Consider the following 12,270-nt stretch of genomic DNA (forward strand, 5'->3'; position numbering starts at 1 on the left):
GCTTACCTCTGGTTATTTGCATTGCTCATTGATGTACTGCTGCAAACCGGCTATTTGCTTTCCAGCGAACTCGATTCGGCTTCTGAGGGTGAAATAATCCCGTTCAGCGGCGTCAGTAAGTCCGGCGCTGGCTGCATCATCCACGCTGGCGGTGCTGGTGGTGTTGATCGCTGGGCATTTGGCGTTGAGCTGCAACCGGCGCTTGCCAGTAGCAACATCACGTTCAAGCTGATCAATACTCGCCTGAGCATCAGCTAACTCCTGTGTATATTTCGCATCAAGGGCGGCCACATCCCGCTGACGCGCCTGCATGTCGTCAATGGTCTGCTGGCGCTGAGTAGCCAGATCACTGGCTGTTATATATTTGTCGTGATAGCGATCTGCTATATAGCAAACTGCAATCAGCACTATCAGCATGGCTCCGATGATCAATGTTCTGCCACTAAATGCCATTTGGGCCGTCCGCCAAGCACATAGAGCGCTCCATATCACGACGATTCATCAGGCCGCGCCACTTCATACCGCCGGCATACACCCAGCGGCGTAACTCTTCACAAGCGCCAGTTTGATCACCCTGATTCAGCTTCTTCAGCAACGTTGATTTTGAAAATGCCGAAGCACCAACGTTGTAAGTGAAGCTGTAAAGCGATGCGCGCTGGTATTCATTCAGCGGCACCTTGACCAAGCTATCTACCACCTTTTTTACCGGCTGCAGGTCATTCCATAACAAGCGATCACATTCCCGGTCGGTATATTTTCTGCCCTTAATAATGTCGTTGCCCGTGTGTCCATCGCAGACGGTCAAGACTCCAGCAACATCTTTGTAGGGCTCATAAACACGGCCCTCTACCCCATCTTTGCCACCAATAAATAGCGAGGCAATAAGCATGGAGCCGCCGCCCGCTGCGGCAATAAGTTTGTTACGCAAGCTGGCTGACATAGCCATTGTTATTCCTCTCCCAGCTGATCGGATGCGATGTAGCCGCGCTGCTCCAGTGCCCTAATCTGCGCCAGAGAAACTTTCCTTTTGAAATAGGCATTGATGGCAAATGTCATCAGCGCCAGAACAATACCGGCGATAACACCAACAGCACTCCATTCATCCGGGCTGAGTCTCGTTAACACGCCATTTGCTACGGCAGAGCCTGCCGCGCCGTATGCCGCTCCCGAAGCTAATTTGCTCATATGGTTGATACTCATGCTCACCTCCGCGATTACGGTCGGTGCTGTCTGTAGTCATAAATAAAAATTGCGCCTCGACCATATCTGGTAAGAGTCATCTGGTGTTGATTGGCCGGGCGCAAAAACGAAAAAAGGCCGCTCATGGCGACCTTCTGTTATGTGACCCTGACGCATTACGCGGTAATTACATGGCCCGTCAGCCACAGGGTTTATTTAGTAATGCCATTCAGCACAATATGAAAGGCGCGTAGGGATATGCAGTCCCGCATGGTTTGGGTTATGAGCCAGCCATGCCAGAACGCCTTTGGGATTGTGTGGAGCAAGCTTCCTAAACTTAACCTCATTTATGGCTTAAGTGGTTGAGCAAAGAAACGACTCTTATCACATTACGATACTTTTTGCGGACCGCGCTAATTTTTTTTGGTACATTAGACCAATTAAGATCAAGCACATTAGCATTAAACAAAGTTAACTTTTAAATTCAATAATTTAGGTGGGGTTGTCACATGGTCGTGAACAGTAATGCATCAAACAACAATCTAAAAAAAATGCGTATAGGCTTCTATACCAGCTCATCTGGCACAAAATTGAATGTTTCAAATGCTCAACTTGCCTTCGAGAATTTATATACAAAAACAGTAACTCCTACCAGCAATTGGTATACTACCAACTCTGATAAGAAAAAGTTAAAGTTAGTTTTTCTAAACAAAGATACTGATGCCGATTTTTATTACGGTTATATTTCATGCTCTCGGGATGGATTTCACCTTCCTTATATTGGTGATGAAAACTGGGCTGAGCACAACATACTTCTTGATGATAAAAAATACATAGTTGAACGTACTTATTTTTTATATTATTACAAGAAAGACCTTTTGATTTTATCTCAAAATCATTTAGGCCCGAAGGACTCTGATTTATCCCTTATCCTTTTTCAACATTCTGATGTAAGTAAGCCAGTTGCTTTCGAGGCAATATGGAAAAAAGATAGTGTAAAAGAGTTATTGGAAACAGGTAGCATCCTGAGGAGTTGCGATATTGCTTTAGCAGCACCAAGGAAATTCAATGCAACCGATTATGATTTGTCTAATTCTTTTTCAAAAAGCATGATTGAAATGATGGCTGGCATGGGCGGCTCTCATTTAAAACTGACTCTAAGAGGAAGAGCTTCTACCAAAAAATTGGTACGAGGCTACCTATCGGACGAAGTTAAGTCGGGCATAAAAGAACTCATCGAAAAAGTTCCTTTTTTAGTCAAAAAGGCCAATGTCACCCAACCATCCGACGTAAAAACCAAAAGTCTACTAGACCAGGTTCTTATCGCTGAAAAGCATGTTAGAACTATAAACGGCTATGCTGATTTCAACGATGTGCGCACTGCGTTAATAGGTGCTAAAATTGAAAATCAAGAGTACTTGAACCAATACGAACTGTAAGCCGAGCTTAAGGGAAGACTATGAAGGCTAAAGTGATAAAAAATATAATTTTTAGCGCCATATTGATGTGTGTGATTTATTATATTTCAAATCCAATGCCACATGTAGAGATTCTCACCGTAGCTGGCGTAATGTCTACTGTTGCTGGTATACTTTTTGGGTTTGTGTTAGCCGCAATTTCTATTTTCAGTTCCGCCGGTTCTAACCCTAATGGTATTGTCAGCTCATTAAAAGCAACAAATATACTACCAAAACTAATCAGCACATTATTAACCACTGGTACGACACTTATTTTCGCATGTGTCTTTTCAATTATATCTATGTTTATACCAGAAACAGTGCTTGTAAAATCACTCCGCTTGGATTTTGCCATGGTATTACTTGGGCTATCTAATTTAATAGTGTCCATCATATCATTTATTGGCACTTGGAGAAAAATAAACTGGATAATACCTCACCTCTGAAAAAAGCAGGCTATTGCCTGCTTTACACATTAGATGTTTAAGCCATGGTCTACCCATGACAAACAGCCATCTAAAAATCCCTCACCCATGCTAACCTTTATTCTTATAAGCTTTTCATCGCACTTTAATTTCTTCGCTATTTTTCTCTTGGATATATTAAAAAGATAATATTCCACGATGATTTGATATTCATCAGGGCGTTTTTCTTTGAGCTTAGCCATACAGGAATCAATCAATAACCCTTCATCGTCGCTGCACGTTAAATTTTTCCCTGCTTCATTTACCACTAAGCTTTTGAAACCAGCAGCAATCGTTGAGTAGCCAATATTGTTATTTCCTAAGCGCGCCCAACCAGCCCAGCGCTCCAATATTAGTGACATGTCACGCATATTATCTCTCCACACAGTTTTTACTTTTTATCTGACCCGATCACACCGACTGCAATCGCGCGATCAAGGAACCTGAACAGCAGCTCAATCTGGCTACCGTATTTCTGCTCAAATGCTGCCGGGTCGCGGTGCAACTCGTCGTGATGCGCTCTGCATAGCGGGATCACAAATAAGTCGTGCGCTTTCGTTCCCATACCTCCCTGTCCGTGTCCGATGATGTGATGCGGGTCGTCTGCAGGCTTATTGCAGCATGCACAGGGCTGTGCTTTGACCCAACGTGTGTACTTCTCGTTTACCCAGCGCTTACGCTTCGGGCGAGCCATATATGATTCTGGTGATTCAGGGTCAGCTGCCAGACCAATTACCTGCTTTACAGCTTCTCCCGCCTCCTGAATGATTTCCTGACCAGATCGCTCTGGCTTGATAGCAGCCTCTTTGATTGTCCCCGTCAGGTCAGGTTCTTTCTTCAGACGCAGCAGGCGGCGCGCTGGCGCTTCGGGAATGAGATCGATAACCCCTTTGATAGATGCCCACCAGCACAGCTCTGGCAGCGTCATGATGTGCTCACGGCTTAGTCCTACCTGGTTGCATGCGGTGCTGATGATCCACGCTGATACATTGGCGGTGGCCACCTTCTCCAGCGCCGCCGGCACACCGTTATCACGCAGCTCATTATCATGATGATGGCAGACTCTGATCGCGCCGTTCGCCACCGGCAGCGCCGTCAGCTCATGGTAGTGATAACCGTCAGGTGTAGAGTGCTGACAGTGGTTAACGCTTTCCAGCCAACCTGTCAGCGATGGCATGCCACCAGCAGCAGCAATCACCCTGTCACTGGTGAAGAAGCCGGACAGGCTCTTATCGTCCAGAAGCGGCTGTGAGGTGTTGTTGATGCGGCCGGATGGCAGGTCCCTCATATCGCCGTCAGGTATGCTGATCAGTACCCGACCGCGAAAGAGGCTCATGAGCTCACTGCCGGGCTTCAGGATTACTATCCCGGTGCGCGGGGCTATCTCTGGCGTCAGGAGTGCCCTCACACATCACCCCGGCGTGCTTTATAAGCCGTCCATAGCCCACCTATCCACTGAACGCCTTTTGCAGTGAACCGGGACTGACTGAATGCATAGTTAGAGGTGTTTGTGGTACCGGTACGGACTTCAAAGCGCCCGGCCTCAGTGTGCTGATGGTATAGGGTAAGCGTTCCATTCAAACGATACATGATGTGGCTTTCTATCAGGAACAGGCGCAGTTCTGGCTCTTTCGCTTCAAGCAGTTTCGCTACCTGCCTGAAGGTCATTGAGCCAGACGCGGTTACATATCGGTCAACAAACTCAACCTTTGTCGCTGCTTCAGTCAATTGCAGCTGGAGGCGCTCTTTTTCTTCTTCCAGCTCAGCAGCCCGCCGTAGAGCTTCGGCGAATGACTGAGGAATTTGCACTAGTTTAGGTACCGCGCTCTCAAGCTCCTGCCAGCGATCAACCAGACGCGCAGTAAATTCGGGTGAGAGCTGAGCGACAACGATAATGCTGTCACGCTTGCCTTTTTCACCTGAGAAAACAAAAACCTCACGTGGGACGGGTAAACGTAAGTTATTGATTTCCTCGATAACCTCAATTTGAGGAGAAGAAATAACACTATTCTGAATGAGCGTTGCAATGGTACGCCTGACGTTGTCATGACGCTTTCCGACCATACGGGCTATCTCGGCGCTGTTAATGCCGGGCATTGCCGCAAAAGGACGTGATGGCACTGAGCCACCAGCAATCTGGTTATGCATAGGTAATCTCCACACTGATTTTTGTATCCGGCCCCGCCCCATCACCTGCACGTGAACGGGACCAACCTTTGCGGCGACAGGGCTGCATCCCTGCGCCGCTCACGAACTATATCAACTGGACCTGATCTTGCCTATTATTCAGTTACCCAATAAGCAGATTTAAATCTGACCACCTCTTTCAGATTTCAGTCAAATGCAATTTAATAGGCAGGATCAAGATCGGCTATGTATATTAAAAAAATATAACCCAATTAATTAAATCACTTGTTTGGCGCCTTAATATGCCGGCAATTAAAAAGCATAAAAATAAAATAGATGAACGGCGTGCAATTTCAATTATTAAAAAAATCCTTAACACAAAAAAAACAATCCAATCAACAAAAATAAACCCAATGAAACCTCTGAAAATCCTAAAATTAGCATTTCGAAATATAATCATTAAGTAAAATTAATTACACTTATAACGTATATTAATTTCATTTGCATATATATTTTTCTCGCTATGCTTAAAGAATACCAAAGAATTAATGTTTATTCTTCGATTCCAAAATTGAAAGCAGATCACCAAGTGATTTTTTTGTTGGCGTTAAATATGGATAGCGCTCGAAGTTTAAAATATTGCAATTTGCCTCAAGAGATCCCCCTTCTATATACACCTCTCCATCTTCATAAGGAGTGATCATACCCGAAAGCTTGTCTTGATAGCCCCCATTTTTTTTGATTGATATTATCCGACAACGCTTATCTGCAGGGGAATCCACTAAAGCAATATGATCTCCCCGCGGATTACGGTGAATAACCTCACAAAACTGCCCCATATAAGCCTTCCCTCGTAAATGCACGCATTTAGAGTAACGCTCTCCACAGATAGAGCAATCTATCCTTTCAGATGAAAAACCAGCACTAACAAAGGCTTGAGATGGAAATACTTTATCTTCAAGACCTTCCAGAACCTCTTTGCGCTTGCGACAATTTGAAAACCCTTTATCTGCTCGACTTGCATCCAAGTAACCCATCTGAGCCGCTACAAGCTTCTCCCACGCCTCATTAGGCTTATCCATTTTTATTAAAATCCACATCAATAACTCTGAACGCACAGCACCAATCACACATTCGTAACCTAAGAAACAATTAGCCTCTTTCTCTTTAAGAAATTTAATTGAATTTAATTTAAACCCTGTTGCGCGATTTATCACTTCATCTAAAATAAAACATTGTTCCAATTGCAAATGACTGGACCGAGCGAGATAACTGTAAAATTCAGCCTCTTCAATGAAAGTATTAAAAAACTTTACTATTTGCTTATCAATATTCATATTTCAGTTACTCAATTAAAATAAATCATTATTTTTCATTTAGCCCCTTGACTATTTCTGCAATTTCTCCCAAGCCGTCAGGATGACCGCTATAATGTATCTTTTTACACGAACCATCTGGTTGCTGGATGATAACATCAAGCGTTGCCTTGCTCTTTTTATCTCCATTAAAATGATCATAGAGATAGTTAGTAATTAGACCCAAGGTGACGGTCAAAATATCCGGATTCTGAGACAACAGCCCTGTTGAAATGAAAAGTGCAGGTCCAAACCACTCGAAGCTATATTGTTGCAAATATGGTGGCTGATTCTCGTCGTCAAAAATATCAATGTAGGGAACATTCCCTGCGTTAAGTAAAGTTCTTACCGTATCAGATTCAACGTGCTGACGAAAATCACCAATAGACTCTGCAGTTAACAGGTTGCAGGGTAAAAGTGCAAGGCCATCTGGAACCGCCAGCCCAAATGATTTTAGCTTTTCAGCAACGGGAACACTGTCATGAACTTCTACACTCATAGATTTTATCCTTGCATTGCATTTAAAAAAAACCTATACAAATAATACATATCAATTTTTTTTGGAATTATCAAACCCAAATCTTATAATTTTCGTTATAAAAAGGCTGACAAATTCGAAGCCAGCCTTTTAAGCCATCGTTATTGGTTTTTATGTATCATATTACAATCGAATTGCATCATTATAATATGTTAGCTACCTCATTTGTATTTGGGCATATACACGGGAACTTACTTTTAAAGCTTAGACTATGAACATTTCCGAAAGTAAATCTTTGATTCATCAATTAGTTGTATTGCCTCCAACGCCTGCAGATCGGTCTCAAAGTCGAGGCTGATAGCAAATGTCTCCTCCGCGAGGTGTGCCTCACAATTTTTAGCGATAAGTTCCACCAGCTTTTTCATCTGCGCGGCGCTGAACTGTGGCATGGCCGCCGAGCGGGTCAGTTTCTTTTTGCCGCTGGCTTTGGCTTTCTCCAGCTGCTGCTGGGCCACTTTCGACGCCTGAACGCCATGTTCACGGGCCATTGCAACAGCAGTTGTTGCCGCTACCTCGCCAGTCTTAACCATCGCAATCAGGCCATCACCCACTGTCAAAAGAGCCAAGTGGTGATCCACATCTGCCACTGAGCGCTTTACCTTCTTCGCAATTTCTGCAGGCTCCCAGCCTTGGTTAATCATGCGCTGATAAGCGGCTGCACGCTCCAGCGGTTCCAGCGCGCGGCCCTGACTGCTTGTAACCATGAATGCGATTCGATCTGCCTCGTTGCCGATGAAGTCTTTGCATTCCAGGCGAATTTCATAACCCGCCTCTTTCACTAGTCTGGCGCCATAGTACCGGTGGTGGCCGTCAATAATCTTGATGCCCTGCTCAGTCACCTGTACAGCGAGCGGAGGCACGTGCTCACCGGCAATGAAAGCGTCCCGGAATTCCTCGACATGGGTCTGATCAATTTCCCGGATGTTGTAACCAGTTTCGACATATAGTTCATCAACGCCCAGCAGGTAAGTTTTACGAGTGGTGATGTTCGTGTCGTTCTTGCCTTTGTTGTCGTAAATTTTCGCTAAGTTGGTCATTTGGTTTCCAGCTCCCATGCTAGGACAAGAATCAGTGCGGTAATCATCAGTGCTGCAACGCGTGCGCCGCGGTAGAACTCTTCATTGCGCCAGTAGTGGCGCTTAATGGCTGCTTTCATCGCTGCCTCCTCCCTTTGAGCGGGAAATCTAGTTCTGCTTTCGGCGCTGCAAGGTTGGCGCGCTTAATGCAATTCGTGCGGTGTACGATCGCTTTCTGGCGCAGGCCAGGACGGTTCGTCGCATCGTGTGCCTCCAGCCATACACGCGCGGCGCGGTTCCACAAATTGCGGTCCTGAAGACTGAGCGCTTTATCGCAGAGGGTTACGTATTTTTCATCGCAGTCACCTACGGGCTCAGAAGCGTGATAACGGACTTCTGCGTCATGCCATACGTCACCGGCAGTAGTCATACCTGAAAGAGCCACCTTGACCGTTAAAACAGAACGCTCAATGGCAACGGCTATCTGCCCCGGTTTCTGTCCTGAGTGACGCATCAGGTGCAGCAGAATCAAAGTTTCTGTGGTCATCATCGTTACCCCCGGAAGCCGTCTGGAATGTCATAGTCAGCACTCGGCATTGCTGTGATGTCCCGAGCATGGCCTGATGCCGGCAGATCGTTAGCGCGCTCTTCTTTGACGGACAGGTAGCAGCGCTCAGTGATCAGGTAATCAAAATTCTTTTTGCGCCATGTCCGGCCAGAGGATTTATCCGGGCGGTTTTCGCACATCCAGCGGCAGTTCTTTTTGATGTAGCGAAGGTATGCAACCCAGCGATCCTGGTTGAAATTGAATTTGCGCCAGAAGCTACGGACCTTATCGCGGCGAAAATCAGTAAAGTCTGCCACGCGCGGCATCTCAGTCAGGATTTCGTGATACGCATCCAGCATTGCCGGGTAATCAATACTGGTGTGCTGGGCAGGCGAAGCCTGACGTACACTCTCTGATGTAATCTTTGTAGTAATCTCTGTTGTATTCTCTGTAAGAGAGGGACAAGTTGACCTGATGGATGGGGTCAGATTGTCCTGCTCCAGCGGTACAGATTGTCCCTTTCGATTGGGACAGGATGTACCTCTCGATGGGGACAAATTGTCCCTATCGGTCAACAAAGGGCTCACGTGATTTATTGAGTAATAATTAGTCTGGTCGTGCTGGTTTTTCTTGAGCTGTTCGACATACAGCAGCCCCATTCCCTTCAGAGAAGAAATAGCTCTTTTTACGGTTTTGCTAGACCACCAAGGGAACTGTTTATTCCAGTCTTCGATTGTGTTGTAGACCCAGCGGCGGCCCTCATAATCAACCCCGGCAGTTGTCTCTTCCAGCCAATAGCAAATCTGCTGCAGCACAATGGCCTCGTTTAAGCCTATGCGACATGCAAGCTCAGGGCTGATGACAAGCGGTTTTACTTTGAGAAGTAAGCTCATGATCGGCACCTATTTCTCTGAAATAACGCTGGAAGAGATCGAGGGGGCTGAAGCATTCACCGTGTTCATAGCCATCACGCAGGTAGATAACCCGGTTGGTTTCTGGTTCCCAGCGAATAACCCGGACAATGACACCGCGTTTATCTGCAAAAATGCGATTAAGCTTATGCATTGTGCCACCTCTGCCTGACGCTTTGTCTCTCCCACAGCCCACTCAACAAAGCTGTGGTTCACCTCGTCAGAACACCCTGGTACATTAAGCACATACCGCAGTGGTTCACTGCTGACACGCCCACCAGCTGATGGCAGACAACGGAATTGCGGTATGCCATGTAATTTGGCTACAATGCTCATGCGAATGAATCTCCACACACTGATTTGATCGCAACGAACGCCGCGGGCTGCAATCCTGCGGCGTTCACCTTTTCTGGTTCACAAAAAACTCTATAAAGTAATGATGAATGCTCTTGCAGCTTCACAATTGCCAGGTAGCGCTCGTCGTCAATACGCATCTTTTCCTGCTTATCAATCACGCCATCTGCAATTGCCTCTCGCACTTGATGCGAATACGAGCTGATCTGCTCAAGTGCCTGCAATAAGCGCTCGTTGATGTCCCCATTGCAGACGTCTTCAGCATCGACCAGCGGTACGTTTACTGAGTTTGATTGCCGTGAAACTGCGTCAGCAATGTGCTTCGTTCCGCTGGCCTGCTGGATGATCATTGCCCAGCCCATCGGAAAGATCTGATCGCCATTTGTGCGGAGACGATTAAACAGAGCATTTTCACTTACTCCCAGCCACTCAGCTGCTTCTGCATAACCACCAGGAAGGGTGGATATTGTTTTTTTAATTGCTGCCACCAGCCATGCCGGTTGCTTTTCTACCTGCCAGTTATCATTTCCCACGGTTTGATCCTTTTTTCTGTGGTTAGAATTACGCGATTGATGACCTATGCTTCGCGTACATTTTCGGGTCGTACTTCAGCTTCTTTTTGGTCAGCCTCTCCAGAACAAATGCCTGTTTCTCCGGTATTACTCTCCCCCATTGGCAAACGGCTGAATGTGTTATTCCGATAGCAGCCGCTGTTTTCGACGGCCCCCCGTAAAACTTCAAAACGGACTCTTTCAACATGATTCACCACCCTAAAAGTAAGCATGCTTACATCGTATATTAGCAGAATACTTACGTCAACAAAATGTAAGATGGCTAACGTTGAATTCAGGAGACGATAATGAATACCGTTGGCAGCCGCATAAGATTCAGGCGACGGCAGTTAAAGCTCACGCAAAAGGACGTTGCTGAATATCTGGGCATTTCTGCCTCAGCAGTTACACAGTGGGAAAGAGACGTAACCGTCCCATCAGGCGAGAACCTATTGCGTCTTTCTCAGGTTTTGTCGTGCTCGCCAGAATGGATTGTCTCTGGTGGGGGGGAAATAGAATCCTCTGCGAAAGCGGTAATTTCATCCGTCCGCGTGGTTCCGCTGCTATCTTGGGTTCAGGCTGGAAATTGGACTGAGGCTATGGCAAAGCAAAGCCAGAGCGAATGGGTAAAGACATCAGCTAAGATTTCTGAGGATGCTTTTGCTCTTAGAGTTAAAGGGGACTCAATGACAAGCGCTGGCAGCCTGAGCATTCCTGATGGGGCAATTGTTATAGTTGATCCGCTGAATGGCTTTGCAGATGAGGCTGTGGGCAAGATAGTCATTGCACAAACCAACGCAGGGCATGATGCAACCATAAAAAAGCTGGTTGTTGACGGTCCGCACTCCTACCTGCTGCCCCTGAATGATAAATTTAAACCGATTGATGTCGACCAGACTACCAGGCTAATCGGCATTGTTCGGCAAGTCATAATAGACCTTCCATAACCTGCTTCGGCAGGTTTTTTAATCTTCAGAGCAGGAAAGTAAGCAATCTTACTTTATTTTCTTGACTCGAAATGTAAGTATGCTAATACTATACCAAGTAAGTGAGTGGCATGCTGCTACTCAGCGAAACTGAGCAGGCACCATGAAGATGATTAAGCAGATGTCGCATACCAGCATTGAAGACCTAATCACCTTTCTGCGCCTATTTCCCAACGCTGATCTTATCTGTGATGCCGATACCGGCGTAATGACTTTTGAATGCTGCGATGTGGTTGTGGGATATAAGGCTATTTTTTAAGCATTGAGTATTCAAAGGCTTATCCGAGGTTTTGCTCATGCTCGGAAAAGTGATGATAGAGTTCGGCCGGTTTAACAGCCACTTTTTATAGGAAAAAAATTCATGGGGAAAAAGAAAGGCGCTAATAAACAACGCCTTATCAATGCCGAACCATTTCAGATTGTTCAGGGAAAGGTTCATCTATCAAATTCAAAAATTAAGAAATTTTCACTGAATTCAATAGTTTTATAAAAGATTCGCGGGCACCTTCTACAGAGCTTTGATAGCCAGGAATTTTTATTTCGACATTTTCGACATATTTGATGATGCCTTCTCGTTTGATTAATCCATCAGCAATCATTGCTGAGATGATGCCGGCAGTAAACTCAGAACGGGCCACTAGGTTTGCAAAGTTTTGGTTGTATTGCTCTTGAGCGCGCTTAAGAGCCTCAACATCAGCGATAAGTTGGTTAATGCTTTGTGGCTTTTCCATAAGTTTCCTTTCTTGGTTGTGTGCAAGCTTCCAAGATAGCACGAGCCGGGCGTG

19 protein-coding genes are annotated in these 12,270 nt (G+C 45.8%); 3 read left to right on the plus strand and 16 right to left on the minus strand.

The window, feature by feature from the left end:
* Window positions 1-12: 12 nt before the first annotated feature.
* The 3 genes from C1Y41_RS05805 to C1Y41_RS05815 are packed head-to-tail and all read right to left on the minus strand — an operon-like array spanning window position 13 to window position 1,200.
* Window positions 13-453, minus strand: a complete 441-nt coding sequence (locus C1Y41_RS05805; RefSeq protein ID WP_104085048.1) for a lysis protein — start codon at window positions 451-453, stop codon at window positions 13-15.
* The gene (locus tag C1Y41_RS05810) at window positions 443-946 is read right to left on the minus strand and encodes a lysozyme (RefSeq protein ID WP_104085049.1); all 504 of its coding nucleotides are present in this window, start codon (window positions 944-946) and stop codon (window positions 443-445) included. Before C1Y41_RS05810 ends, C1Y41_RS05805 begins: the two co-directional genes overlap by 11 nt.
* Window positions 947-948: 2 nt before the next feature.
* Window positions 949-1,200 carry a phage holin gene (locus C1Y41_RS05815; protein ID WP_104085050.1) on the minus strand — a complete coding sequence of 84 codons (252 nt, stop codon included), beginning with the start codon at window positions 1,198-1,200 and terminating at the stop codon, window positions 949-951.
* A gap of 488 nt (window positions 1,201-1,688) precedes the next feature.
* On the opposite strand from C1Y41_RS05815, the gene C1Y41_RS05820 reads away from it, so the two are divergent.
* Entirely contained in the window at window positions 1,689-2,618 is a 930-nt protein-coding gene (locus C1Y41_RS05820; protein ID WP_104085051.1) for a DUF6731 family protein, read from the plus strand.
* Window positions 2,619-2,638: 20 nt separating this feature from the next.
* Window positions 2,639-3,082: a hypothetical protein gene (locus C1Y41_RS20010; protein ID WP_158249865.1), complete on the plus strand. Its 444-nt coding sequence runs from the start codon at window positions 2,639-2,641 to the stop codon at window positions 3,080-3,082.
* 29 nt (window positions 3,083-3,111) lie between these two features.
* On the opposite strand, the gene C1Y41_RS05830 is transcribed toward C1Y41_RS20010, so the two are convergent.
* The 12 genes from C1Y41_RS05830 to C1Y41_RS05880 all read right to left on the minus strand — a co-directional run bounded on the left by C1Y41_RS05830 (window position 3,112) and on the right by C1Y41_RS05880 (window position 10,707).
* Window positions 3,112-3,471, minus strand: coding sequence for an antiterminator Q family protein (locus tag C1Y41_RS05830; protein WP_104085053.1), 360 nt, complete (start codon window positions 3,469-3,471; stop codon window positions 3,112-3,114).
* A gap of 20 nt (window positions 3,472-3,491) precedes the next feature.
* A complete protein-coding gene (locus C1Y41_RS05835; protein ID WP_104085054.1) occupies window positions 3,492-4,508 on the minus strand; it encodes a DUF968 domain-containing protein in 1,017 nt (338 codons plus the stop codon).
* Window positions 4,505-5,248 (minus strand): phage antirepressor KilAC domain-containing protein, encoded by a 744-nt coding sequence (locus tag C1Y41_RS05840; protein WP_104085055.1) that lies wholly within the window; start codon window positions 5,246-5,248, stop codon window positions 4,505-4,507. Before C1Y41_RS05840 ends, C1Y41_RS05835 begins: the two co-directional genes overlap by 4 nt.
* Window positions 5,249-5,772: 524 nt before the next feature.
* Window positions 5,773-6,564 carry a hypothetical protein gene (locus tag C1Y41_RS05845; protein WP_104085056.1) on the minus strand — a complete coding sequence of 264 codons (792 nt, stop codon included), beginning with the start codon at window positions 6,562-6,564 and terminating at the stop codon, window positions 5,773-5,775.
* A 28-nt stretch (window positions 6,565-6,592) separates the two neighbouring features.
* Window positions 6,593-7,081 carry a hypothetical protein gene (locus C1Y41_RS05850; RefSeq protein WP_104085057.1) on the minus strand — a complete coding sequence of 163 codons (489 nt, stop codon included), beginning with the start codon at window positions 7,079-7,081 and terminating at the stop codon, window positions 6,593-6,595.
* A gap of 248 nt (window positions 7,082-7,329) precedes the next feature.
* Window positions 7,330-8,157: a DNA-binding protein gene (locus tag C1Y41_RS05855; RefSeq protein ID WP_104085058.1), complete on the minus strand. Its 828-nt coding sequence runs from the start codon at window positions 8,155-8,157 to the stop codon at window positions 7,330-7,332.
* A complete protein-coding gene (locus C1Y41_RS20330; protein ID WP_255402033.1) occupies window positions 8,154-8,276 on the minus strand; it encodes a hypothetical protein in 123 nt (40 codons plus the stop codon). The genes C1Y41_RS05855 and C1Y41_RS20330 overlap by 4 nt, the downstream gene beginning before the upstream one ends.
* On the minus strand, window positions 8,273-8,686 hold the full coding sequence (locus tag C1Y41_RS05860; RefSeq protein WP_104085059.1) for a MarR family transcriptional regulator: 414 nt from the start codon (window positions 8,684-8,686) through the stop codon (window positions 8,273-8,275). The genes C1Y41_RS20330 and C1Y41_RS05860 overlap by 4 nt, the downstream gene beginning before the upstream one ends.
* A gap of 2 nt (window positions 8,687-8,688) precedes the next feature.
* Window positions 8,689-9,576 carry a transcriptional regulator gene (locus C1Y41_RS05865; RefSeq protein ID WP_104085060.1) on the minus strand — a complete coding sequence of 296 codons (888 nt, stop codon included), beginning with the start codon at window positions 9,574-9,576 and terminating at the stop codon, window positions 8,689-8,691.
* Window positions 9,533-9,748 carry a DUF4222 domain-containing protein gene (locus C1Y41_RS05870; RefSeq protein ID WP_104085061.1) on the minus strand — a complete coding sequence of 72 codons (216 nt, stop codon included), beginning with the start codon at window positions 9,746-9,748 and terminating at the stop codon, window positions 9,533-9,535. The genes C1Y41_RS05865 and C1Y41_RS05870 overlap by 44 nt, the downstream gene beginning before the upstream one ends.
* 178 nt (window positions 9,749-9,926) lie before the next feature.
* Complete coding sequence (locus C1Y41_RS05875) at window positions 9,927-10,481, minus strand: YmfL family putative regulatory protein (protein WP_104085062.1); 555 nt, start codon at window positions 10,479-10,481, stop codon at window positions 9,927-9,929.
* A 28-nt stretch (window positions 10,482-10,509) separates the two neighbouring features.
* Window positions 10,510-10,707 (minus strand): Cro/CI family transcriptional regulator, encoded by a 198-nt coding sequence (locus tag C1Y41_RS05880; protein ID WP_104085063.1) that lies wholly within the window; start codon window positions 10,705-10,707, stop codon window positions 10,510-10,512.
* A 100-nt stretch (window positions 10,708-10,807) separates the two neighbouring features.
* On the opposite strand from C1Y41_RS05880, the gene C1Y41_RS05885 reads away from it, so the two are divergent.
* Complete coding sequence (locus C1Y41_RS05885; protein ID WP_104085064.1) at window positions 10,808-11,446, plus strand: LexA family transcriptional regulator; 639 nt, start codon at window positions 10,808-10,810, stop codon at window positions 11,444-11,446.
* Between the two features lie 494 nt (window positions 11,447-11,940).
* On the opposite strand, the gene C1Y41_RS05890 is transcribed toward C1Y41_RS05885, so the two are convergent.
* Entirely contained in the window at window positions 11,941-12,216 is a 276-nt protein-coding gene (locus C1Y41_RS05890) for a hypothetical protein (RefSeq protein WP_104085065.1), read from the minus strand.
* Window positions 12,217-12,270: the final 54 nt, after the last annotated feature.

The sequence above is a fragment of the Pantoea sp. ICBG 1758 genome (genome assembly GCF_002928325.1).
In the GTDB taxonomy this organism is placed as follows: Bacteria; Pseudomonadota; Gammaproteobacteria; order Enterobacterales; family Enterobacteriaceae; genus Pantoea; species Pantoea eucrina.

Excerpts from the sequence above, each read along its gene's own strand:
- C1Y41_RS05805 (WP_104085048.1), bottom strand. The coding sequence starts at position 453 with ATGGCATTTAGTGGCAGAACATTGATCATCGGAGCCATGCTGATAGTG.
- C1Y41_RS05810 (WP_104085049.1), bottom strand. The coding sequence starts at position 946 with ATGGCTATGTCAGCCAGCTTGCGTAACAAACTTATTGCCGCAGCGGGC.
- C1Y41_RS05815 (WP_104085050.1), bottom strand. The coding sequence starts at position 1,200 with ATGAGTATCAACCATATGAGCAAATTAGCTTCGGGAGCGGCATACGGC.
- C1Y41_RS05820 (WP_104085051.1), top strand. The coding sequence starts at position 1,689 with ATGGTCGTGAACAGTAATGCATCAAACAACAATCTAAAAAAAATGCGT.
- C1Y41_RS20010 (WP_158249865.1), top strand. The coding sequence starts at position 2,639 with ATGAAGGCTAAAGTGATAAAAAATATAATTTTTAGCGCCATATTGATG.
- C1Y41_RS05830 (WP_104085053.1), bottom strand. The coding sequence starts at position 3,471 with ATGCGTGACATGTCACTAATATTGGAGCGCTGGGCTGGTTGGGCGCGC.
- C1Y41_RS05840 (WP_104085055.1), bottom strand. The coding sequence starts at position 5,248 with ATGCATAACCAGATTGCTGGTGGCTCAGTGCCATCACGTCCTTTTGCG.
- C1Y41_RS05845 (WP_104085056.1), bottom strand. The coding sequence starts at position 6,564 with ATGAATATTGATAAGCAAATAGTAAAGTTTTTTAATACTTTCATTGAA.
- C1Y41_RS05850 (WP_104085057.1), bottom strand. The coding sequence starts at position 7,081 with ATGAGTGTAGAAGTTCATGACAGTGTTCCCGTTGCTGAAAAGCTAAAA.
- C1Y41_RS05855 (WP_104085058.1), bottom strand. The coding sequence starts at position 8,157 with ATGACCAACTTAGCGAAAATTTACGACAACAAAGGCAAGAACGACACG.
- C1Y41_RS20330 (WP_255402033.1), bottom strand. The coding sequence starts at position 8,276 with ATGAAAGCAGCCATTAAGCGCCACTACTGGCGCAATGAAGAGTTCTAC.
- C1Y41_RS05860 (WP_104085059.1), bottom strand. The coding sequence starts at position 8,686 with ATGATGACCACAGAAACTTTGATTCTGCTGCACCTGATGCGTCACTCA.
- C1Y41_RS05865 (WP_104085060.1), bottom strand. The coding sequence starts at position 9,576 with ATGAGCTTACTTCTCAAAGTAAAACCGCTTGTCATCAGCCCTGAGCTT.
- C1Y41_RS05870 (WP_104085061.1), bottom strand. The coding sequence starts at position 9,748 with ATGCATAAGCTTAATCGCATTTTTGCAGATAAACGCGGTGTCATTGTC.
- C1Y41_RS05880 (WP_104085063.1), bottom strand. The coding sequence starts at position 10,707 with ATGTTGAAAGAGTCCGTTTTGAAGTTTTACGGGGGGCCGTCGAAAACA.
- C1Y41_RS05885 (WP_104085064.1), top strand. The coding sequence starts at position 10,808 with ATGAATACCGTTGGCAGCCGCATAAGATTCAGGCGACGGCAGTTAAAG.
- C1Y41_RS05890 (WP_104085065.1), bottom strand. The coding sequence starts at position 12,216 with ATGGAAAAGCCACAAAGCATTAACCAACTTATCGCTGATGTTGAGGCT.